At 70.9% G+C, this 19112-nt stretch carries 19 protein-coding genes; 12 read left to right on the forward strand and 7 right to left on the reverse strand.

Annotated elements, in window-relative coordinates:
* The first annotated feature begins 41 nt into the window (after positions 1 to 41).
* The 8 genes from WME85_RS36010 (at position 42) to WME85_RS36045 (ending at position 7725) form a co-directional block, all read left to right on the forward strand.
* The gene (locus WME85_RS36010; RefSeq protein ID WP_437827613.1) at positions 42 to 848 is read left to right on the forward strand and encodes a class I SAM-dependent methyltransferase; all 807 of its coding nucleotides are present in this window, start codon (positions 42 to 44) and stop codon (positions 846 to 848) included.
* A 117-nt stretch (positions 849 to 965) separates the two neighbouring features.
* Positions 966 to 1949, forward strand: coding sequence for a hypothetical protein (locus tag WME85_RS36015; protein WP_437827614.1), 984 nt, complete (start codon positions 966 to 968; stop codon positions 1947 to 1949).
* Between the two features lie 29 nt (positions 1950 to 1978).
* Positions 1979 to 2446, forward strand: coding sequence for a hypothetical protein (locus WME85_RS36020; protein ID WP_437827615.1), 468 nt, complete (start codon positions 1979 to 1981; stop codon positions 2444 to 2446).
* Positions 2447 to 2501: 55 nt separating this feature from the next.
* Positions 2502 to 2942: a hypothetical protein gene (locus WME85_RS36025; RefSeq protein ID WP_437827616.1), complete on the forward strand. Its 441-nt coding sequence runs from the start codon at positions 2502 to 2504 to the stop codon at positions 2940 to 2942.
* Between the two features lie 47 nt (positions 2943 to 2989).
* Positions 2990 to 4954: a type VI secretion system Vgr family protein gene (locus WME85_RS36030; protein WP_437827617.1), complete on the forward strand. Its 1965-nt coding sequence runs from the start codon at positions 2990 to 2992 to the stop codon at positions 4952 to 4954.
* Positions 4955 to 4958: 4 nt separating this feature from the next.
* Positions 4959 to 5948, forward strand: coding sequence for an ATP-dependent nuclease (locus WME85_RS36035; protein ID WP_437827618.1), 990 nt, complete (start codon positions 4959 to 4961; stop codon positions 5946 to 5948).
* A gap of 404 nt (positions 5949 to 6352) precedes the next feature.
* Positions 6353 to 7162 (forward strand): PAAR domain-containing protein, encoded by an 810-nt coding sequence (locus tag WME85_RS36040; protein ID WP_437827619.1) that lies wholly within the window; start codon positions 6353 to 6355, stop codon positions 7160 to 7162.
* Between the two features lie 101 nt (positions 7163 to 7263).
* The gene (locus WME85_RS36045; protein WP_437827620.1) at positions 7264 to 7725 is read left to right on the forward strand and encodes a hypothetical protein; all 462 of its coding nucleotides are present in this window, start codon (positions 7264 to 7266) and stop codon (positions 7723 to 7725) included.
* Positions 7726 to 7748: 23 nt separating this feature from the next.
* Here the strand turns inward: WME85_RS36045 and WME85_RS36050 are convergent, their stop codons facing one another.
* The 5 genes from WME85_RS36050 to WME85_RS36070 form a co-directional block, all read right to left on the reverse strand.
* Positions 7749 to 8114, reverse strand: a complete 366-nt coding sequence (locus tag WME85_RS36050) for a hypothetical protein (protein ID WP_437827621.1) — start codon at positions 8112 to 8114, stop codon at positions 7749 to 7751.
* The gene (locus WME85_RS36055) at positions 8111 to 8815 is read right to left on the reverse strand and encodes a glutathione S-transferase family protein (RefSeq protein WP_437827622.1); all 705 of its coding nucleotides are present in this window, start codon (positions 8813 to 8815) and stop codon (positions 8111 to 8113) included. The genes WME85_RS36050 and WME85_RS36055 overlap by 4 nt, the downstream gene beginning before the upstream one ends.
* A gap of 53 nt (positions 8816 to 8868) precedes the next feature.
* Complete coding sequence (locus WME85_RS36060; protein WP_437827623.1) at positions 8869 to 9591, reverse strand: glutathione S-transferase family protein; 723 nt, start codon at positions 9589 to 9591, stop codon at positions 8869 to 8871.
* Complete coding sequence (locus tag WME85_RS36065; protein WP_437827624.1) at positions 9588 to 10568, reverse strand: LysR family transcriptional regulator; 981 nt, start codon at positions 10566 to 10568, stop codon at positions 9588 to 9590. Before WME85_RS36065 ends, WME85_RS36060 begins: the two co-directional genes overlap by 4 nt.
* Positions 10569 to 10890: 322 nt before the next feature.
* Positions 10891 to 11739 carry a DUF3025 domain-containing protein gene (locus WME85_RS36070; protein ID WP_437827625.1) on the reverse strand — a complete coding sequence of 283 codons (849 nt, stop codon included), beginning with the start codon at positions 11737 to 11739 and terminating at the stop codon, positions 10891 to 10893.
* A gap of 366 nt (positions 11740 to 12105) precedes the next feature.
* Here WME85_RS36070 and WME85_RS36075 point away from each other — a divergent pair, with 366 nt between their 5' ends.
* The 3 genes from WME85_RS36075 to WME85_RS36085 all read left to right on the forward strand — a co-directional run bounded on the left by WME85_RS36075 (position 12106) and on the right by WME85_RS36085 (position 15931).
* Positions 12106 to 12984: an MBL fold metallo-hydrolase gene (locus WME85_RS36075; protein ID WP_437827626.1), complete on the forward strand. Its 879-nt coding sequence runs from the start codon at positions 12106 to 12108 to the stop codon at positions 12982 to 12984.
* Between the two features lie 68 nt (positions 12985 to 13052).
* Complete coding sequence (gene allB, locus WME85_RS36080) at positions 13053 to 14408, forward strand: allantoinase AllB (protein WP_437827627.1); 1356 nt, start codon at positions 13053 to 13055, stop codon at positions 14406 to 14408.
* A complete protein-coding gene (locus WME85_RS36085; RefSeq protein WP_437827628.1) occupies positions 14387 to 15931 on the forward strand; it encodes an allantoicase in 1545 nt (514 codons plus the stop codon). The genes allB and WME85_RS36085 overlap by 22 nt, the downstream gene beginning before the upstream one ends.
* A 176-nt stretch (positions 15932 to 16107) precedes the next feature.
* Here the strand turns inward: WME85_RS36085 and WME85_RS36090 are convergent, their stop codons facing one another.
* Positions 16108 to 16545, reverse strand: a complete 438-nt coding sequence (locus WME85_RS36090; RefSeq protein WP_437827629.1) for a CHRD domain-containing protein — start codon at positions 16543 to 16545, stop codon at positions 16108 to 16110.
* Positions 16546 to 16825: 280 nt separating this feature from the next.
* Here WME85_RS36090 and WME85_RS36095 point away from each other — a divergent pair, with 280 nt between their 5' ends.
* Positions 16826 to 17524 carry a TetR/AcrR family transcriptional regulator gene (locus WME85_RS36095; RefSeq protein ID WP_437827630.1) on the forward strand — a complete coding sequence of 233 codons (699 nt, stop codon included), beginning with the start codon at positions 16826 to 16828 and terminating at the stop codon, positions 17522 to 17524.
* 258 nt (positions 17525 to 17782) lie between these two features.
* Here the strand turns inward: WME85_RS36095 and WME85_RS36100 are convergent, their stop codons facing one another.
* Positions 17783 to 18925, reverse strand: a complete 1143-nt coding sequence (locus WME85_RS36100) for a formylglycine-generating enzyme family protein (RefSeq protein WP_437827631.1) — start codon at positions 18923 to 18925, stop codon at positions 17783 to 17785.
* Positions 18926 to 19112 lie beyond the last annotated feature (187 nt).

Below are 19112 nucleotides of genomic sequence, written 5' to 3' on the forward strand. Positions count from 1 at the left end.
GCGCGATGCGGCGCGGCAGGCGCCGTGATAGACAGGCGCCCATGACCGAGGCCGAATGGTTTGACATGAACCGCGCTGCCTGGAACGAGCGCACCCGAGTGCACGTGGCGTCCAAGTTCTACGATCTGGCGTCGTTCCGGGCCGGCGCGAGCTCCCTCAAGCCGATAGAGCTCGAGCAGGTCGGCGACGTGCGCGGCAAGACGCTCCTCCACCTGCAATGCCACTTCGGACAGGACACGCTGTCCTGGGCGCGGCAGGGGGCGCGCGTCACCGGGCTCGACCTCTCCGACGAGGCCATCAAGGCCGCGCGCACGCTCGCCGAGGAGCTGTCGCTCGACGCGCGGTTCGTCGAGGCGAACACGTACGACGCGCCCGCGGCCCTCGGCGGCGAGACCTTCGACATCGTCTTCACCTCGTATGGCGTGCTCGGATGGCTCCCGGACATGGGGCGCTGGGCGCGCGCGGCGGCCGCATGCCTGAAGCCCGGGGGCGTCCTGCACCTCGTCGAGTTCCACCCCGTCGTGTGGACCTTCGACGACGCGTTCGAGCACATCGCCTATGCGTACGACGGGCGGGGGGAGCCGATCATGACCGAGCAGACGGGCACGTACGCCGATCGGGGCGCGCCCGTGAAGCTCCAGGAGGTCGGCTTCAACCATGGGATCGGGACGGTGGTGACAGCGCTGCTCGACGCGGGGCTCACGCTGGAGCGGCTCCGCGAGCTCGACTGGTCGCCCTACGACATCTTCCCGGACATGGAGGAAGGGCCAGCTGGGCAGTTCCGCATGAAGAAGTTCGGGCGCCGCATCCCGCTCGTGTACGCGCTCGCGGCGCGGCGGCGGGCCTGAGCGGGGCTGGCCAGCTTGTAAGCCTCACCGCATCCATGCTAGCTTTCCTGCGGGTGGGCCTGCAGGGATGCTTGCGTGGCACGCCCGGAACGACGGCGGCGCTGTTGCGGGGGGTGCATGCCTGATTTTCGCACGTCAGTGGAGGATTTCGCGGCGCTGCGCGCGTTGCTGGACGACCCTTTTGCAGACGCGGCGGCGTCCCTTGCGCGTGCAGGGCTCGACGAGCCGTCGTATGTGGCGCTCACCGCCGCGTGGCGCGCGCGGCTCGCGCGCGAGTGCGAGACTGACAGCGATCTCGGCAGGCGCTTTGCCATGGCCTACCGAAAGGCGTCGACGGCGCGCCGGGCGCGCGCCGGAAAAGAGGACGCGGTGCGCCAGGAGGACGCGCGGTTCCTGAACCGCGACGCCCAGCCGTGGCGCGCTGAAGCGGCGCAGGTCGCGCTCCTCCCCAACAGCACGTCATCGCAGCTGGGTGGCGCTGCGGGGTCAGCGCAGGCCGCTCCGGTCGCCGGAGCGGCCGCGACGCGCGACAACCCCGCGGCCATCGCGAACTGGGGACAGTCCGGCGGTCCCAATCTGGTCGTTGCCAACGCGTGGCCTGCGACGCCAGGTTGGGTGGCGCCACGGGCCGCGCCGCTGCCGGCTCAGGCACCGCTCGCCGAGGTGCCGCCGTTGGTGCCGGATGTCGAGGAGATCGCTCCGAGCAGCAACGACGAGCCATGGGAGACCGCAACGATGATGACTCCGAGCAGCACGAGCGAGGCATGGGAGACGGGGACCCTCCCCGTCTCCTCGTCCGAGCCCGGCAGGCCGGCCCTGCCCTTTTTCACGGGGTTAGCGTCCCGGACGAGCCCGGCGCCTCCAGCGCGCTCCTCTCTCGCGGGGCTCCCATTCCAGCCCAGCAGCCCGGGGGAGGCGGAGCGCTCGATCCCGCCGCAGGTCGCCGCTCCGGAGCACGTGGACGCCACCGTCCCCCTGCTGAGCGCGAGCGTGCCCCCGCGCAAGCGCCTGATGCGCTTCGATCCGCAGACGGGCAACCCGCTGCCGTTCCCGGTCTGGGTCGACGTGCCACCGGACGGTGACGAGGAGAAGAAGCGCTGATGGTCGGCCGACCGATGCTTCCAGGGGAGATGGCCATCGCGACTCGTGTCTTCAAGGCCACGTTGCCGTATCACAAGATCTTCATCACCCCCATTATCGGGTTACAGTCCCGGCCTTTCACGTCGACCGTCCCTCCGCTCCTCGACCTGTACATCCTCCCCATCGCTTACACGGTCAACATAGGCTGGAACGGGTTCCGTCATGGCATGGACACGGTCGCACCGGCAACGCTCATCCACGAGCTCACGCACGTCTGGCAAGGCGCGCATCGGTTCATCGCCTCTCAGTACATGTGGGAGTCTATCACTCACCAGGCCATCGGCTGGCTCACGAGCACCGATCCTTATCGCTATGAGCCCGGGCATAGCTGGTCGAGCTACAACGTCGAGCAGCAGGCGAGCATCGTCGAGGACTGGTTCAAGCAGGGGGAGCGCACAGACGACCCTCTCTATCGCTATATACGGGACGATATCCGCAGCCTGCTCTGGTTCTTCTGACGAGGGTGGCGTGATGGGGATACGCACCGATCCAGCATGCCGGAGGAGAGACGCCATGGCTGCGGCGGTCGGCGTCGCGCTCCTCTGCTCGGCCCTCGCCTCCTGCTCGCCCCTCTCGCGCCTACGCTCGCACCTGGAGTTGCCGGCGTCGGTCCGCAGCCCCGAGCGCCAGAAGCTGCACGTCACCTTCGCAGCGCAGGCCGCGGCGGGACCGCTCGCCGCTCCGCCCCCCGGGCTCGAGCCGCCGGAGCAGAAGCTCCTGGCCGAGGTGGATGTCACGCCGGTTGGTTCCGGCTTCGACGTAGAGCTGAAGTTCCGCGAGAGGAGCGTTTACGTCAACTTGACAGGCTGGTACGATACCGATGGGGATGGCAAGATAGGCGCCGGGGATGGCGTGGGCTCTCTGGGTCCGGCGCCGATCCTCGTCGCGGACAGGGGGTTATTCAGCGGCAACCTCACGGTCACGCCCCCCATCGCTCTCGAGCCGGTCCCGTGACCTAATCGAGCGCTTCCCGGGTCGTTCGACAAACCTCAACGAGGCATATGGCTGTCACCCTGTCCTTCCTGGATGCGCCGGATCCCGGCTTCCATCTCCTGTCGTACGAGCTCCGCGACGACATGAGCCAGCTGTTCAGCCTGGATCTCCTGGTCCAGGCGACCGACGCGGGAATCGAGATGGCCTCCCTCGTGGGGCGCCGGGTCGCGCTCGATCTCGGCCCCGGGAACCTGCTCCGGCGCGTGACGGGGCTCCTGCGCGAGGTCAAGGTGGTGTCCACCGAGACGACCGGCGTCTCTCGCTATATCCTCTACGTCGTTCCTCCGCTGTGGCTGACCACGCGCCGCACCAATCACCGCATCTTCCAGGACCGCACCACGGTGGAGATCGTGGACGACGTGCTCGCCGACTACGGCGGCCGGATCGAGGCCCCGCTCAAGCAGCTAGGGGGGATCTACCACAAACGCTCGTACTGCGCGCAGTATGGAGAGACCGACCACGACTTCATTTTTCGTCTCCTGGCCGACGAGGGGATCGCAACCCGCTTCGATCACACCGCCGGCAGCACCTGGGAGCTCGTCGATCAGACGGATAGTCTCACGCCCAAGCACGAGACCCCCATCCCCTATGTCGAGCCCTCGCTCGGCAACGAGCCGCCTGTGCCGTCCGTGAGCGCGGTCGTGGTGACGGCCAAGATCAAGACCTCGGCGGTCGCCGTGCGGGGTTACGATCATCTGAACCCTTCATTCACCCTCCAGGCGCGCTCCACGGCCGAGGGCGCCGAGCTCTTCGTCGAGGAGAACGAGCTCGAGGCGTACACGTTCGAGGTCAGCGAAGCGCGCGACGAGGATCAGACGAAGGCCCGCGCAAAGCGGATGCTCGAGGCGGCGCGGGCGGCAGGGCGCCGACTCGAGGTGACGGCCAACGTGGCCATCGGGCCTGGCACCCGGGTGCGCCTCGCGGGACATGCGCGCGCCGACGCGAACGCCGCGCTGCTGGTGGTCCGCACGATCGTCGTCGGGCAGGAGCTCGGCGCGAGCTACCACATGGAGTGCATCGACGCCTCCGTGCCCTTCCGCCCGCGAAAGCTGCCCCGGCCGCGCATCATCGGGACGCAAACGGCGTTCGTCGTGCCGACCCACCCCGATGACGAGATCGACGCCGATGAGCTCGGCCAGGTCAAGATCCAGTTCCGATGGGACCGGCGGAACCTGCGCGCGAACACATCGCGCTACGTCCGCGTCTCGCAGGCGTGGGCCGGGATGGACTACGGTTTCATTTGCCTGCCGCGCGTGGGCGACGAGGTCGTCGTCGAGTTCCTCGACGGTGACCCGGATCAGCCGATCATTATCGGCCGGGTCCACAACGCGGTGAACGTCAGGCCGTTCCGCTCCGCGGCGGAACGGACCATCTCGGTGTGGCGCTCGAAATCGTCGCCGGGCGGTGGCGGGTACAACCAGATCCTGCTGGACGACAAGGCTGGGGCCGAGCGGCTGGAGTTCCATGCACAGCTCGATTTCAAGTCGGAGACAGGACGGAACGCGGTCACGCTCGTCGGGAGCAACCAGACGAGCCGGATCAGCGGCAACTCGTCGACGACGATCAGCGGCGCGCAGTCGATCGGCGCGGGCAGCACCAGCATCTCCACCGGGCCTTACAGGTTAACGGCGAGGTCCATCGACGAGAAATCGCAGACGAACATCGAGACCGCCGCTGCCAACATCCGGCGGGACAGCAGCCTCAACCATTTCGTCGATACCAGCGGCTTCTGGATCGACGCCAAGTCCGTCATGCAGCTGAGTACGCCGCGGTTCGTGGTGTTCTCCGAGGATATCGTGCTCGACTCGGGCGGCGCCAAAGCTACGCTCAAGGGCGGCGACATCACGTTGGAAGCGGGCGGATCCAAGATCAGCATCTCGAACGGCGGGATCAAGATCACGAGCAGCGGCACCATCGAGATCAACGGCAACGTCGTGGACGTCAAGGGCAAACCGATCAAGCTGAACTCCTGAGCCTATGAAACTACTGGATCTGGAGACCGAGAATTTTCGGGGTGTTCCCGACGGCCGGTATGTGTTCACCCATCCGACGACCGGCGCGCCGCTGCCGCTCGTGCTCATCGGAGGGGGGGCCGCTTCCGGAAAAACATCGCTCCTCGAAGCGATCATCGTGCTAAAGGAGAGCGTAGGGAGCTACGATGTTCTCCCTGAACCAGCGCGCCTGCTTCGGTCCGGGAGGCGGTCCGGGAACATCCGGGGAAGATGGTTGCTCAGCCCCGAGGAGATGGCGAGGGCGGGACTGGCAGAGCCCACCTTTACGGCGACGGTCGCGCTCGACGGCGGCGCGGTGCGCGCGCCGGAGCCAGCGATCGAGGCTCTGTTCAGTGGATACAGCCGTGATCCCGCGGCGTGGAAGGCCGAATACTTCCCGTGTGATCGCCGGCTGGAGCCACGGGTGGGGCTCGCGCCGCCGGGCGACGAGGACAGCGGGCGCCTGCGGCTCACCCGCCGGCCGGACAAATATGCCGGCCTGGAGCAGGCCCTGGCGCGGCTCGCCGTGGAGGACGGCCTCCAGGCCATGGCGCAAGTCAAGGAGAGCGGGATCCTGCTCCGCGGGGACCAACGCGACTCGCTCGCTCCTTACAAGGCCGCCGTGGAGACGGTGTGCCCGTGGCTGCGCCTATCAAGCGTCGAGGCGCGGGGCGGTGTAACGGCGGTGTGGTTCGAGCGGGACAACGGCGCGCGAGTCGAGCTGTACAGCCTCTCCCACGGCGAGCAGCAGGCCATCCTGTTCGCCCTGGTTCACGTGCTCTTCGGGCTACGCCACGCGCTGGTCCTCATCGACGAGCCAGAGGCGCACATCCATCCAAACGAACAGATCCGGTTTCTCAATGCGCTCACAAATCTCGGGGAAGGCAACCAGATTCTCGCTGCGACAGCGTCGAATGAATTGCTCGGGAGCGTGCCTCGACATCAGACGCTCCTCTGCAGATCGCAGCACGGCTGAGCACGAGAGGACATACGCCGAGCGCCTCGATCGCCACAGCCGCAAAGACGACCTCGGCTGCGAAGAGATGCTCGTCGCGCATGCCGAGCATGGCGACAGCAATGTTCGGTGGGCTGCCCTGGAGGGGCCCGCGCGCCGGGGCGACCGAGGGCTCGCGCCGCTGGTGCGGCGCTTGTCAGAGACAAGGACCCTCCCGTCATCCGGGAGGCGTGGAAGCGCTCGCGGAGTTGCGGCGGGTCGAGCCTGAGCGAAGGTTTTCTATGTCAACCAGCGCATGCAGCGTGACTGTACGATGGGACGGCCGCTACGAGGAGCTTGACTTTCGGATCGCATTTGGATTTCCTAGCTCCCGGGCGTTGCCGCGCTTCTAAGACACGAGAATTGAACGCCCCTTCGGGAGGATCATGCCGTCGCTCGGTCGAGTGGGAGACCTGTCGCAGTGCCCGGCGGACTCCCACGCGTGCCCCAAGTGCCCGCACCCCGAGGTGATCGGACCCGCAGTTCACGGCTCCTCGGACGTCCTCGCCGACAGCCTCCCGGCGCTACGCCTCGACGATGACGGCGTCCACCTGGCATGCTGCGGTCCCAACACCTGGAAGGCCGCCACGGGCGCCGCCATGGTGTACATCAACGGCAAGCCCGCCTTCCGTATCGGCGACTTCTCTCGCCACTGTGGCGGCCTCGGCCAGCTCCTCACCGGGAGCCCCGACATCCTAGTGGGCGGCCCGGCGACCAAGCTGATCTCCGCCGCGGACGTCGCCGCCATCCAAGCGCTCATCGACGCGGGCAAGAAGCAAGAGGCGCTCGACAAGACCGCTCAGGTTCTCGAGGACGCCGGCTTCAACATGAGTGTCGTCGGAGACCTCAAGTACGACCCTAGCGACAAGAACTACGGCAGCACGCCGCGCAAGAAGAATCCAACCATTACGGTCGGCGAATCCGCCTTCAAGGACGCTTCCACGCTCGTCACCACCGTCGCCCACGAGCGCAAGCACGCCGAGCAGTGGTCGGATCCAGCCGCCGCCGAGGCCAAAGGCCGCGACGCGCGCGAGCTAGAAGCCTACCACGAGGAGATCCGCCACGAGAACGACTTCGGCACGGGGACCGACATGCAACATAACAACAGGGACTATGCCAAAACGCATTTCGGCAACCTCTCGCCCGGAGAGCAGGCGAAGTATCAAGCCGAGCAGGACCGCTTGGTCGGCCCATGATCGCGCGCGGCCTCCTTCGAGCTCGCCCGCTTGGGGCCTCGCTCGCGCTCTTGGCCATCGCCCACTGCCAATCGCAGCGTCCAGAAGCGCAGAAGGATCCCATGAGAAACCCGACGGTACCCGTTGACATCCACCTCGAAGCGTCGCCCAAGGGTGGAGCAGTGCTGACGGTCAAGCTCACCAACACGAGCGCCGCCGTGGTCGTGTTGAACGTGAGGAACGCGGTCGACGAGACGCCGGTGATCGGGCAGCTCCCGACATCGCCGCGCGCGGGTCAGCTCAATGAGCTCGCGTTCGTGATCACGGGCACGGACGGCAAGGCGCTCCCATTCATGGTCGACATCAAGCGCCGGCCGCTCGTGGCGGAGGACTTCCAGCGGTTCGAGGCAGGGCAGAGCCATGAAGAGGACATCGATCTAGCACGGTATTTCGGGTTCGAGGCGGGGCAGCGCTACCGCGTGCGCGCGGTGTATATGAACGACGATGACGGAAGCCGGTTCGGGGTGAAGGCATGGAGGGGGCTCGTCGTATCGAATACGCTGGAGGGCGTGCTTGCGCGGTGAGGGGCTCGACGCGCACCGTGTCGTCAGCACGGTGCGCTTCCATTACGGCGGTCGCGGCGTGAGCGCGCTGGAACGTCGGTCGGCTCGCCGAGCGCGGAGAGGAAGCGGGCGATGCTCCTTGGCTCTGTGAGCATGGCGAAGAGCTCCATCCTGGCTTTTTCGGCTGGGCACTCGAGGACATCGATCGCAAACGTGCAGCGCAGAAGCTCGGCGCGGATTGTCGAACGCCCGATATCGATCTCCTGGTCCAGTCGACCTACACCGGGCTCGACATGGGCTCCCTCGTCGGCCGGCGCGTCGCGCTTGACCTCGGCCCGGGGATCCTGCTGCCGCGCGAGCGGCCGTATGGTGCACGGAGCGGCCGCGTCGTACGCGGGGTGGCCGCTCATGCGGCGATCGCGTTCAGCGGGCTCTTCCGCCCGAGGCCGCCGTGGAGGTCCTGGACACGGCCGAGCCACTCGAGCAGCGGGTCGTCGCCCTGGAGGAGCGGGGCGGTGGCGACCGACGCGATCCAGAGCAGGAAGCCCGCGACGATGTAGTCCGCGTAGCCGGGGTGCGCCCCGGAGAGGAACGGCGCGCCCCCCTTGAGCGTCAACCGGACCGAGTCGAAGCCGGCGCGCGCCGCCTCGATCCGCTCCGCGCGCCCGCTGGCGAGCTCCTCCAGCGTGCAGCCGAACAGCTTCTCGCGGCTCTGCCGGAAATAGGCGCGATCCCTCTCGTGGGCGTGGTCGTGGATGTCCTTCACGTACCCCATGAGGAGCGGCCTACCGGCGCTCAAGAACAGGCTGAGCTCGACGAAGCGACAGAGCTCGCGCTCGGCCGGCGAGCCGAAGAGGCGCGGCCGGTCCGGATAGGCCTCGTCGAGGTACTCCGCGATCGCCCACGAGTCGCCGACGGTCTTGCTGCCATCCTCGATGATCGGCACGGTCTTGTGCGCGCCGCCCCCGATCGAGGGGATGTCCGTGAGCGCGACGGGCACGGCGTCGAACGGCAGGCCCTTGTGGGCCAGCGCGTACTTGATACGCCAGCAGAAGGGGCTCGGCCGGCGGTCGTCGCGCACCTGGAGATCGTAGAGTCGGATAGGGGTCATGGCGGCGGCCATGTTCCAGGCAACCCGCCCGCCGCCGCAAGCCTCGCGCACGCTCAGGGCGCCGCCGCGCTCCCCGCCGCCCCGCCGCCCGCCTTCGTGTACGAGCTGCCAGCCGGCGCCGTGATGTGCGGATTCCTGGCGACCTCCTCCGCGGCCGCCGCGGACCAGCGCGCCATCGCGGGGAGCGACGTGATGACGCCCGCATAGGCGCGCGCGACCTCATCGATCTCGACGTCGTACGAGAGCAAGCGCGTCACCACGGGCGCGAACATCGCATCCGCGATCGAGAAGGCGCCGAACAGGAACGCTCCGCCCTGACCGAACCGGGCGCGGCAGTCGCGGAAGATCCCGAGGACGCGGGCGATGTCGCGGGCAGCGCCGTCCGAGACCTGGCGCCGCGGGTGCCGCCGCGCGATGTCCATCGGCAGCTCCCGGCGCAGGTCGGCGAAGCCCGAGTGCATCTCGCTGCTGACCGCGCGCGCGACGGCGCGGGCCTCCCGCCCCTCGGGCCACAGGCGCGCTCCGGGGAAGGCCTCGGCCACATACTCGCAGATGGCGAGCGACTCCCACACGACGACACCGCCGTGGCGCAGGACAGGCACCTTGCGCGTCGGCGAGTGCTGGGCCACCCGGTCGACCCAGTCCGGGAGCTCGTAAGGGATCACGTGCTCCTCGAACGGGACGCCGCCGTGGGACATCGCGAGCCACGGGCGGAGCGACCAGGACGAGAGGTTCTTGCTGCCGATGTACAGGTGAAGCGGGGCGGTGGTGGTCATCGTTTCGTCTCCTTGTGTCGTCGGATCTTGCGGGGCGCCGCGGCGGCGCTCGCGCCCTCGCCCGGGCCCTCCGGGGGCGGCGGCGGGGGGCGGGCGTCGCCGCAGAGGACGGCGCTCTCCTCGTCCAGCATGCGCGCGATCGCGTCGAGCACCGCGCGGACGCGGGGGGTGTGCTGGAGGTCGCCGTGCACGGTCAGCCAGATGGCGCGGCGGGGCTCGTCCGGCAGGGGAATGCGCGCGAGGTCCGGCTCGAGGTCGCCGATGAAGCACGGCAGGAGCGCGACGCCGAGGCCGGCGCGCGCCGCGCCGAGCATGCACGCCGTGCTGTTGCTGCGGAAGACGCAGGGGCCGCCGGCCGCCATGCGCTCGAACCAGACGTGCTCCGGCGGCATGGCGCCGGGCGCCTCGATGCCGATGCGCGCGTGCGCCGGGAGGTCGGCCGCGGTGGGCGCGCCGCGGCGCTCGATGTAGCTGCGCGCGCCGTAGACCGCCCAGCCGACGACGCCTGCCTTCCGGACCACGAGCCCGCCCTCGGTGGAGCGGAAGAACCGGACCGCGATGTCCGCTTCCCTCCGGGAGAGGTCGAGCGCGCGGATCGCGGTCACGAGCTCGACGGAGATCCCCGGGTGCGCCGCGTGGAGCGCGCCGAGCCGGGGCGCGAGGAACCGGCTGCCGAACGCCTCGGCGACCGTCACGCGCACGGAGCCCGTGAGGCGCTTGTCGCGCCCGAGGCTGCCGCGCTCGATGGCGAGGATCGCCTCCTCGACGCGCGCCACGTCGGGGATCAGGGTCAGCCCCTCGCTGGTGAGCGCGTAGCCCGAGGGAGACCGCACGAACAGCCGGACCCCGAGCGACGCCTCGAGCGCCTCGACCCGGCGGCCCACCGTGGTGTGGTCCACGCCGAGCGCGCGGCCAGCGCCGGCGAGAGAGCCCGCCCGGGAGAGGGCGAGGAGGTACCGCAGGTCATCCCAGCTCATCACGATGCGATTCTCCCGGCCACGCCGCGCGAGCATGCGCTGCCCGCAGCGTACCGGGGAGCCGGCAAATGCGCGCGCAGGTTGTGCAAAAATGCACAGGCCTGCTGCGCACGGGCGCGCTACCTGCCTGCCCTATCCCTGCCTGCCGCACGTTCACGCGGAGAGGGAGGGAGACAAACCGCGAAGGACGCCAAGGACGCCAGGAGAGACTCGGAGTCTTTTATCTGGTGGCTCCTGGAGGACGGCTCTTCACCTCTGGCGTCCCTGGCGGTTCCTCTTCATCTCTTCTCCTGGCGCTCTTGGCGTTTTTGGCGGTTCCTCTTCATCTCAGAAGGACGCGCTCGTCGAGGGGCAGACGCGCGCTGCGCTCCGGCTCGGTGAAGCTGCCCGGCGCTCGGAGCGCGTCGCAGAGGCGCGCGTCGGCCAGCGAGACGAGCGCGTCCGGCGCCGCGGGCAGCGGGCCCTCGCACGGGAGGGGCTGCACCATCGCGTGGACCGTCGGACCGCGCTGGAGGAGGCTCTCGTAGAGCGCATGGCCGAACACGAGCGCCGCCGCCTCGCCCCGCTGCACGGCCTCGCGCACCTCGTCGGCGCAGCGCCGCAGATCGGAGGCGTCGCCCGGCAGGGGCGCGCGGCGCGCGTGCGCGTGCGCGTGCTCGTCGTAGAGCAGCAGGAGCCCGCCCTCGTCGAGGAGCGCGAGCCCGTCCAGCTCGCGCGTGCGCGCCGGAGGGAGCGACGCCGCGCCCGGATCGAGGCGCGCGGCGATCGCCCGGTGCTGGCGCGCGTGGAGCTCCGCCTTCGCGCGCGGGAAGGCGGCCCATACGAGCATGTTGAGGAAGTCGTGCCAGTTGCTCGGCCGCGTGGGCACGCGCCCCTCGACGTGGATGCGCGCGTCGTAGAGCGCCGCAGGATCGAGGGGCCCGCGCCGCCGGCGCCGCCGCGGCCTCGGCGCCTGCTCCGCGAAGCGCACGGGGAAGCCCTCGCCGAGCGCACGGTTGTAGTCCTCGACCGGCGGCCAGCCGGCGCTCCGCGCGAACGCCTCGGCCCGGGGACGGATGGGCCAGTAAAGCCGGCTCTTCTCGTGGAAGAGCGGGTCCCAGGGGACGGGGCCGCTCGCGCCGCTCGCCCGAGCGCCGCCCTGGCGCGGCGCAGCTGGGCCAGAGGCGCTCATGCGCGCAGGGTAGGAGCTGGGCGGCGAGAGCTCAAGCAGCGCGCGCAGGACGGCGCCCGGACCTGGCCCAGCAGGGCCCGGCGCGCCCAGCAGGCCCGCCGGACGCCGCGGGACGCCCGCGCCCGAGCTCCGGGCACCGGAGGACCGGCGCAGGTTCGACCGCGCGCCCGGAGCGACACCGACGCTCGGCAGGGCGCTGCAGCGGTGTCCCGAGACTCCGTAGTCAACAGGTTCGCTGTCCGGAGGACTCCGGCTCTCCTGGCTCTGGAGGATTGCCGCCGTCAGGGAAGCGGCGGAGCGCGGCGGCGCTCCCGCTCTGGATCAGCCCCCACGCCCGCCGCCCGCGTGTCATCCTGAGGGAGCGACATGGCTCGACCCGAGGACCGCCTGCCCGAGAACGCCCCTGGCGATTACTTCGTCGACAGGACGTGTATCGACTGCGATGTCTGCCGCCAGATCGCCCCCTCCGTGTTCGAGCGCGCGGCCGCCCTGGACCAGACCATCGTCGCCCGCCAGCCGGCCACGCCGGACGAGCACCTGCGCGCGGCGATGGCGCTCGTCTCGTGCCCCACCGCCTCCATCGGCACCGCCGCCCGCGAGGGCATGACCGCCGCCGTCACCGCCTTCCCCCAGCCGCTCGACCAGGGCGTTCACTACTGCGGCTACACCTCGTCGTCCTCCTACGGCGCGGCGAGCTACCTCATCCAGCGGCCCGAGGGCAACGTGCTCGTCGACTCGCCCCGCGCCGCGCGCCCGCTCCTCAAGCGCATCCGCGAGCTCGGCGGCGTCCGGACGATGGTGCTCACCCACCGTGACGACGTGGCCGATCACCAGATCTTCCGCGATACGTTCGGCTGCGATCGCGTCATCCACGAGGCCGACGTCGACGGCGGAACATCGCTCGTCGAGGTGAAGGTCCGGGGGCGCGACCCCATCGCCCTCGCCCCGGACCTCACGTTGATCCCCGTGCCCGGCCACACGCGCGGCAGCGTCGCGCTCCTCCTGCGCGACCGATACCTCTTCAGCGGCGATCACCTCTGGTTCTCCGGCGAGCTCGGCCGCCTCCACGCGGGGCGCGACGTCTGCTGGTATTCGTGGGCGGAGCAGGTCCGCTCGATGGAGCGCCTCCTCGAGCACCGGTTCACGTGGGTGCTCCCCGGGCACGGCCGCCGCTACAGCGCCGCCTCCGAAGGCGCCATGCGCGCCGAGCTCACCGGGCTCATCGAGCGGATGAAAGCCGCCTGAAAGCCGCAGGAAACACGCCGAGCGCCGCCTCGGCGGCCCGCGCGGCGCGTGGTATCCTCGCGTCCCTGATGACGCCGGACCTCATCGTTCGCGGGTTGCGGGTGGTCACCGGGGGCGCCGTTCGGCCCGCCTCGGTGCATATCCAGGGCGGCACGATCCTCGCCGTCGCCGGCCATGACGAGGTGCCGGAGGGCTGCCCCGTCGTGGACGCGCAGGGCGCGGTGGTGATGCCCGGGCTGGTCGACGCGCACGTGCACATCAACGAGCCCGGACGGACCGAGTGGGAGGGGTTCGAGACAGCGACGCGCGCCGCGGCCGCGGGCGGCGTGACGTCGCTCGTCGACATGCCCCTCAACAGCATCCCGCCGACGACGACGGTCGCGCACCTCGAGGCGAAGGCGCGGGCCGCGCAGGGCCGGTGCCTCGTCGACGTGGGCTTCTGGGGCGGCGCCGTCCCGGGCAACGCGGGCGAGCTCGTCCCGCTCGTCGAGGCCGGCGCGCTCGGCTTCAAGTGCTTCATGGTCGACTCCGGCGTGGCGGAGTTCGGCCACGTCGGCGAGGCGGACCTGCGGGCCGCCCTCGAGGTGCTCGCGGGCACGGGGGCGCCGCTGCTCGTGCACGCCGAGCTCCCCGGCCCCATCGACGCGGCGCGCGCGGCGCTCGCCGGCCTCGACCCGCGGACGTACGCCGCCTACCTGCGCTCGCGGCCGCGCGAGGCGGAGGACCAGGCGATCGCGCTGCTCGCGTCGCTCTGCCAGGCGACGGGCGCGACGGCGCACGTCGTCCACCTCTCGTCGGCGACGGCGCTCGGCATCCTGAAGCAGGCGCGCGACGGCGGCGCCGCGCTGTCCGCCGAGACGACGCCGCACTACCTGCACTTCGCCGCCGAGGAGATCCCGGACGGCGCCACGCCCTTCAAGTGCGCTCCGCCGATCCGCGAGCGGGAGAACCGCGAGGAGCTCTGGGCCGCGCTGCAGGGCGGGCTCATCGATCTCGTCGTCTCCGACCACTCCCCGTGCACCCCCGAGCTCAAGCGGCTCGAGGCCGGCGACTTCGACGCGGCCTGGGGCGGGATCTCGAGCCTGCAGCTCGGCCTGTCGATCGTGTGGACCGACGCCCGCCGCCGGGGCGTCCCGATCGAGCGGCTCGCGACCTGGCTTTGCCGCGGGCCCGCGAGGCTCGCCGGGCTGCGCCGCAAGGGGGAGATCGCGAGCGGGTTCGACGCAGATCTCGTGATCTGGGATCCCGAGGCGAGCTTCCGGGTCGAGCCGCCGCTCATCCAGCACCGGCACAAGGTGACGCCGTATGCCGGGGAGGAGCTCCACGGCGTCGTGCAGGCCACCTACCTTCGCGGCGAGAAGGTCTATGAGCGCGGGGGCTTCGCGGAGGAGGCGAGAGGGCGATGGCTGAAGCGAGAGGGGTGACGGGGCCGGCGTTCGCGGAGGCGCTCGATCTGGCGTCCGAGCGCCTGGGCGGCGCGGTGCTCGCGGCGAACGACGAGTTCTTCGCGCCGAAGGAGAGCCTGCTCAAGGCGTCGAAGCCGGTGTTCCTGGAGCACGAGTACACCGATCGCGGGAAGTGGATGGACGGCTGGGAGACGCGCCGGCGCCGGACTCCCGGGTTCGACTGGTGCCTCGTCAGGCTGGGGCTGCCGGGCATCCTCCGCGGGGTCATCGTCGACACGGCGTTCTTCCGGGGCAACTACCCGGAGCACTGCTCCCTCGAGGCGTGCGCGGCGCGGCCCGACGCGCGCGTGGACGAGCTGCTCGACCCGCGGACCCACTGGGTCGAGGTCCTGCCGCGCTCGCCGCTCGCGGGCGACTCGCAGAACGCGTTCGCGGTGAGCTGCTCGTCGCGGTTCACGCACCTCCGCCTGAACATCTATCCCGACGGCGGGGTGGCGCGGCTGCGGGTGCACGGCGACGCCGTCCCCGACTGGCGCCGGCTCGACCGTCCTGGCGCGGAGCTCGACCTCGCGGCCGCGGAGAACGGGGCGAGCGTGCTCTCGTGCAGCGACATGTTCTTCGGGGTGCGCCACAACCTGATCATGCCGGGCCGGGCGGCGAACATGGGAGACGGCTGGGAGACGCGGCGCCGGCGGGGGCCCGGGTACGACTGGGCGCTCGTGGCGCTCGCGGCGCAGGGGGAGATCAGCCGGATCGAGGTCGACACGAACCACTTCAAGGGCAATTACCCGGACAGCTGCATGATCGAGGGGATCGACGCGGCGGGGCGCCCGGCGGCGGAGCTCGCCGGCGCGAGCGACTGGCGGGAGATCGTGCCGCGGACGAAGCTCCAGGCGCACACGCGTCACCTCTTCGACGAGGAGCTCCGCGCGGCGGGTCCGTTCACGCACGTGCGCCTGAACATCTATCCGGACGGCGGCGTGAGCCGGCTGCGCGTCCTCGGCAGGGCGACCCGGAGCGGGGCGGCGGAGCAGCGGCTCCGCTGGCTCAACGCGCTCACGGAGCCAGAGGCGGCGGCGGAGCTCCGCGTCGCGTGCGGGTCGTCGGCGTGGGCGGCGCAGGTGGCGGCGGCGCGGCCGTTCCGGGACGAGGAGCGCCTGCTCGCGGCGGCGGCGCAGGCGTTCGCGCGGCTCGCCCCGGAGGACTGGCTCGAGGCGTTCCGCGCGCACCCGCGCATCGGGGAGACGAAGGCGCAGGCGGAGACCGCGGAGACGGCGCGGCGCTTCTCGAGCCAGGAGCAGGCGGGGATGAGCGCCGCGGCGCCGGAGACGCGGGAGGCGCTCGCGCGGCTCAACCGCGCCTACGACGAGAAGTTCGGGTTCATCTACATCCTCTGCGCGACGGGCAAGAGCGCGGACGAGATGCTGGCGGCGCTGCGCGAGCGGATCGAGCACACGCCGGAGGAGGAGTTGCTCATCGCCGCGGAGGAGCAGCGGAAGATCGCGGAGATCCGGCTGAAGAAGCTGCTCCGGGGCGGCTAGCCAGCTGACAGGGCGTACCGAGCTGCCCGGCGAGCCGCCTCTCCGGGCGCCTACCGTCCATCGCCTGAGGCTCGTCCGAGAGGTTGATGAGATATCGAGAGCGCTGGTGCGCTATCGGACTGTCCCTGTACCCGGCGAAGACTCCTGCGGTCGCGCGGTGGTGTCCCCGCCGGGGCTCACCGCGCGAGCTGGCCACGCAGGGCGCCGTCGGGAAAATCGGCGGTGCGGACGGCGATGTAATAGCTCGCCGGATCAAGGAGCAGCGCCCTCAGGTCGTCGCGCTCTGCTGTCACGCAGCCGCTGGAGCTGCCGCCCGTCGGAGGCATCAGCGTGATGACGCCGCGGCCCGCGCGGCCGGCGGAGCCCTCGTGGATGCGCGCCGCGGTCGCGGGCGCAATGCCGGCCACCGCGAGGTCGAAGCAGAGCTCGCCGCGGACAGGGTCGAGCGCGATGCGGGCCGTCCCGGTCCCGTCCAGATCCCCGGGGCCGGGAACCTCGTCCTGCCCGCTCAGCGCCGCCGTGAGCGGGCGGACCGGGCGCTCCGGTAACGCCGCTCGCACGAGCGACGTCGCGAGGACGACGGCGCCCAGAGCGGACATCGTGAAACGCTGCATGTCTCCCTCCTGCACATCCCAGGGATGCGCAACGCGAAGGCGCCGCAGGAGCAAAGACGACGCCGGCCCGCCGCGCCGCAGGGACGCGCTGCGCCACGGGCGCGCGGCGAGGCGCGCGGTGAGCGCGCGCGGCGACGGACACGGGCGCTCGTCGCCGCCGTCCGCGTCGGGCTGAATCGAAGACGCGACGGGACACCGCCCGCGCAATGCATCAAGCAGAGTCGCCGCTTCTGCCGCGATTGAACCCGGATCCGTGGCGGCGTAAGGTACCCGCCCACTCATGATCTCGACCCGAAAGCCGTCCCGCGCCGCGACGCCCCGGCGCGGTGAGGGCAAGCCGCCCCGGCAGCGGCTCGACCTCGACGCTCGCCGCGCGCAGCTGCTCGCGCTCGGGCTCGAGCTCTTCAGCCAGCGCGCCTACGACGACGTCGCCATCGACGAGGTGGCGCAGGCCGCAGGGATCTCGAAAGGGCTATTGTACCATTATTTTCCGACCAAGCGCGATTTCTACATCGCCGTCTTGCGCGAAGCGGCGCGCGAGCTCGTCGAGCGGTCGCTGGACGTCGACGATCTGCCGGTGGACGAGCGGCTGCGCACCGGGCTGGACGCCTACCTCGCCTATGTCGAGCGACAGGGGATCTCCTATGCGGCCGTCTTCCGGGGCGGCATCGGCTCCGACGCCGAGGTGCTGGCCATCATCGAGGAGACGCGCAGCCGCTTCCTCGACAAGCTGCTCGCGGACGCGCCGGTGGCCGAGCGGCCTCCGGCGCTGCGGGTGGCGCTCCGGGGGTGGATCGGGTTCGTGGAGGCGACCAGCCTCGACTGGGTCGAGCGCCACGAGCTCGACCGGACGTCGCTGCGCGACCTGCTCGCCGATCTGCTGCCAGAGGTGGTGAGGCTGGCCATCATCCACGCGGGCGGCGAGCAGGGCGGAAAGGGCGCGGGGGCGGCCGAAACAGCGGTGGAGACCCCCGCGTGAGCGCTTCCCGTCCGTCGTGGCCGGCTCAGGGTTGACGACGAGTCCGCCTTCTGCCAGGAGACGGGCGCGCGAGGCGCGCAGAGAGCACGGCGGAGGCACACGATGAGCACAGACCAAACGAGGACCGAAGGCGACTGGACCATGCCCAAGCTCATCGCGCTCGCAGCCGCGACGCTCGTCGTGGCCTTCTCGGTCATCTACCTGATCTCGCCCTGAGCGGCGCCCCGCGGCGCCGTCCGCCGCGAAGCGCGGCCGGCGCTACAGCGGCCTCGCGCAGCGGACGCCGAGCGCGTCGGTGAGATCGGCCGGGTCCCACCCGCTCCGGAAGGAAGTAGAGATGTCCTCCGGCTCGGGCTGCCACCAGCTGCCGCCGCGGATCACCCGCGCAGAGCCCCCCTCGAGGTTCGCGCAATCAGGGCACGGATCGGGGTACGGCCCCTCGAAGTCCAGGGTCCACTCCCACAGGTTGCCCGCGAGGTCGGCGTGCCCCCACAGGCCATCGCCTCTCGGCGATCTCGAGCCGACGACCGCGCTGCCCGCCGCGTCGTACACGGCGTACGTCGCGTTCGGAAACGCGTTACCCCACGGATACTCCCGCTGCTCGCTCCCGCCGGCCGACGCGTAGTTCCACTCCGCCTCTGTCGGGAGACGCCCGCCGTCCCAGGCGCAGAAGGCGAACGCGACGAACCAGCTCACGCAGCTGATCGGCCTGGCCTCGTTCTCGCCCACGTCGTCAGTCCACGAGTGCAATCCCACCTTGCACTTCAAGTCTTCTCTCAGCGCGGCCTGGCTCGCCGGCAGTCGGGAGTCCCACCCTTCGTCCCAGCCGCTCCGCGGGAGCCCGGGGTGAGCTCCCGCGCCGGCGGCGGGCCGGCTCCCGGGGTACGCCTCGACGAACCTGCGGAATCGTCCGACGGTGACCTCGTATCGATCCAGGCGAAGGTCGCTCACCTCCGCGGGATGCGCGGCGTCGTTGCTCCGGTCGTAGCCGCCGCCCGGAACGCGCGGGCTCGCGCAGCAGGGCTGATTCCGCTCCGAACCGCAGGCCTCGCCGGCGCCGGACCCACCCTCGCGGCAGCTCGGCGGCACGATGCACAAGCTCTCGGAGCCCGCGCCGCACCACCCGGCGCAGCCGACATCCCGCCACCGCCCATCGCTGCCGCACACCTCCACGAGCTCGCCGGCGCACCGCGCCTCCTCGGGAGAGCACGCCACCGAGATCCCCCCGCCGCCACCAGCGTCGCCGCCACCAGCGTCGCCGCCACCAGCGTCGCCGCCGCCCCCTCCCGCAGCGGCCGGCCCACCGCCTGCTGCGCCGCCCGCGGTGCCAGCCCCCGTGGCGGCGCCTCCATCGACGAAGCGCCGCTCCTTCGACTCGCACCCCGACCAGAGCGCGGCCATCGCGACCACCAGCAAGCCAGCCGCGCGCGGGCAACCCCGAGTTTCAACCGACCGAGTTCGTAGAGAGCCCACCGTCACCCCTCCCAATGCCCCAGCGCCGGGCCCCGTCCACCGTATCATGCGCGCAACCGCGCGGCGTCCCGCCGGGCCGACGCCGCGATGCGATCCGAGCGCGCCAGGGACGACC

The organism is Sorangium sp. So ce1153 (assembly GCF_051521595.1).
Lineage (GTDB): Bacteria > Myxococcota_A > Polyangia > Polyangiales > Polyangiaceae > Sorangium.

Coding starts and splice junctions, on each gene's coding strand:
- WME85_RS36010 (WP_437827613.1), top strand. CDS start 42: ATGACCGAGGCCGAATGGTTTGACATGAACCGCGCTGCCTGGAACGAG.
- WME85_RS36015 (WP_437827614.1), top strand. CDS start 966: ATGCCTGATTTTCGCACGTCAGTGGAGGATTTCGCGGCGCTGCGCGCG.
- WME85_RS36020 (WP_437827615.1), top strand. CDS start 1,979: ATGGCCATCGCGACTCGTGTCTTCAAGGCCACGTTGCCGTATCACAAG.
- WME85_RS36025 (WP_437827616.1), top strand. CDS start 2,502: ATGGCTGCGGCGGTCGGCGTCGCGCTCCTCTGCTCGGCCCTCGCCTCC.
- WME85_RS36030 (WP_437827617.1), top strand. CDS start 2,990: ATGGCTGTCACCCTGTCCTTCCTGGATGCGCCGGATCCCGGCTTCCAT.
- WME85_RS36035 (WP_437827618.1), top strand. CDS start 4,959: ATGAAACTACTGGATCTGGAGACCGAGAATTTTCGGGGTGTTCCCGAC.
- WME85_RS36040 (WP_437827619.1), top strand. CDS start 6,353: ATGCCGTCGCTCGGTCGAGTGGGAGACCTGTCGCAGTGCCCGGCGGAC.
- WME85_RS36045 (WP_437827620.1), top strand. CDS start 7,264: ATGAGAAACCCGACGGTACCCGTTGACATCCACCTCGAAGCGTCGCCC.
- WME85_RS36050 (WP_437827621.1), bottom strand. CDS start 8,114: ATGAGCGGCCACCCCGCGTACGACGCGGCCGCTCCGTGCACCATACGG.
- WME85_RS36055 (WP_437827622.1), bottom strand. CDS start 8,815: ATGACCCCTATCCGACTCTACGATCTCCAGGTGCGCGACGACCGCCGG.
- WME85_RS36060 (WP_437827623.1), bottom strand. CDS start 9,591: ATGACCACCACCGCCCCGCTTCACCTGTACATCGGCAGCAAGAACCTC.
- WME85_RS36065 (WP_437827624.1), bottom strand. CDS start 10,568: ATGAGCTGGGATGACCTGCGGTACCTCCTCGCCCTCTCCCGGGCGGGC.
- WME85_RS36070 (WP_437827625.1), bottom strand. CDS start 11,739: ATGAGCGCCTCTGGCCCAGCTGCGCCGCGCCAGGGCGGCGCTCGGGCG.
- WME85_RS36075 (WP_437827626.1), top strand. CDS start 12,106: ATGGCTCGACCCGAGGACCGCCTGCCCGAGAACGCCCCTGGCGATTAC.
- allB (WP_437827627.1), top strand. CDS start 13,053: ATGACGCCGGACCTCATCGTTCGCGGGTTGCGGGTGGTCACCGGGGGC.
- WME85_RS36085 (WP_437827628.1), top strand. CDS start 14,387: ATGGCTGAAGCGAGAGGGGTGACGGGGCCGGCGTTCGCGGAGGCGCTC.
- WME85_RS36090 (WP_437827629.1), bottom strand. CDS start 16,545: ATGCAGCGTTTCACGATGTCCGCTCTGGGCGCCGTCGTCCTCGCGACG.
- WME85_RS36095 (WP_437827630.1), top strand. CDS start 16,826: ATGATCTCGACCCGAAAGCCGTCCCGCGCCGCGACGCCCCGGCGCGGT.
- WME85_RS36100 (WP_437827631.1), bottom strand. CDS start 18,925: ATGGCCGCGCTCTGGTCGGGGTGCGAGTCGAAGGAGCGGCGCTTCGTC.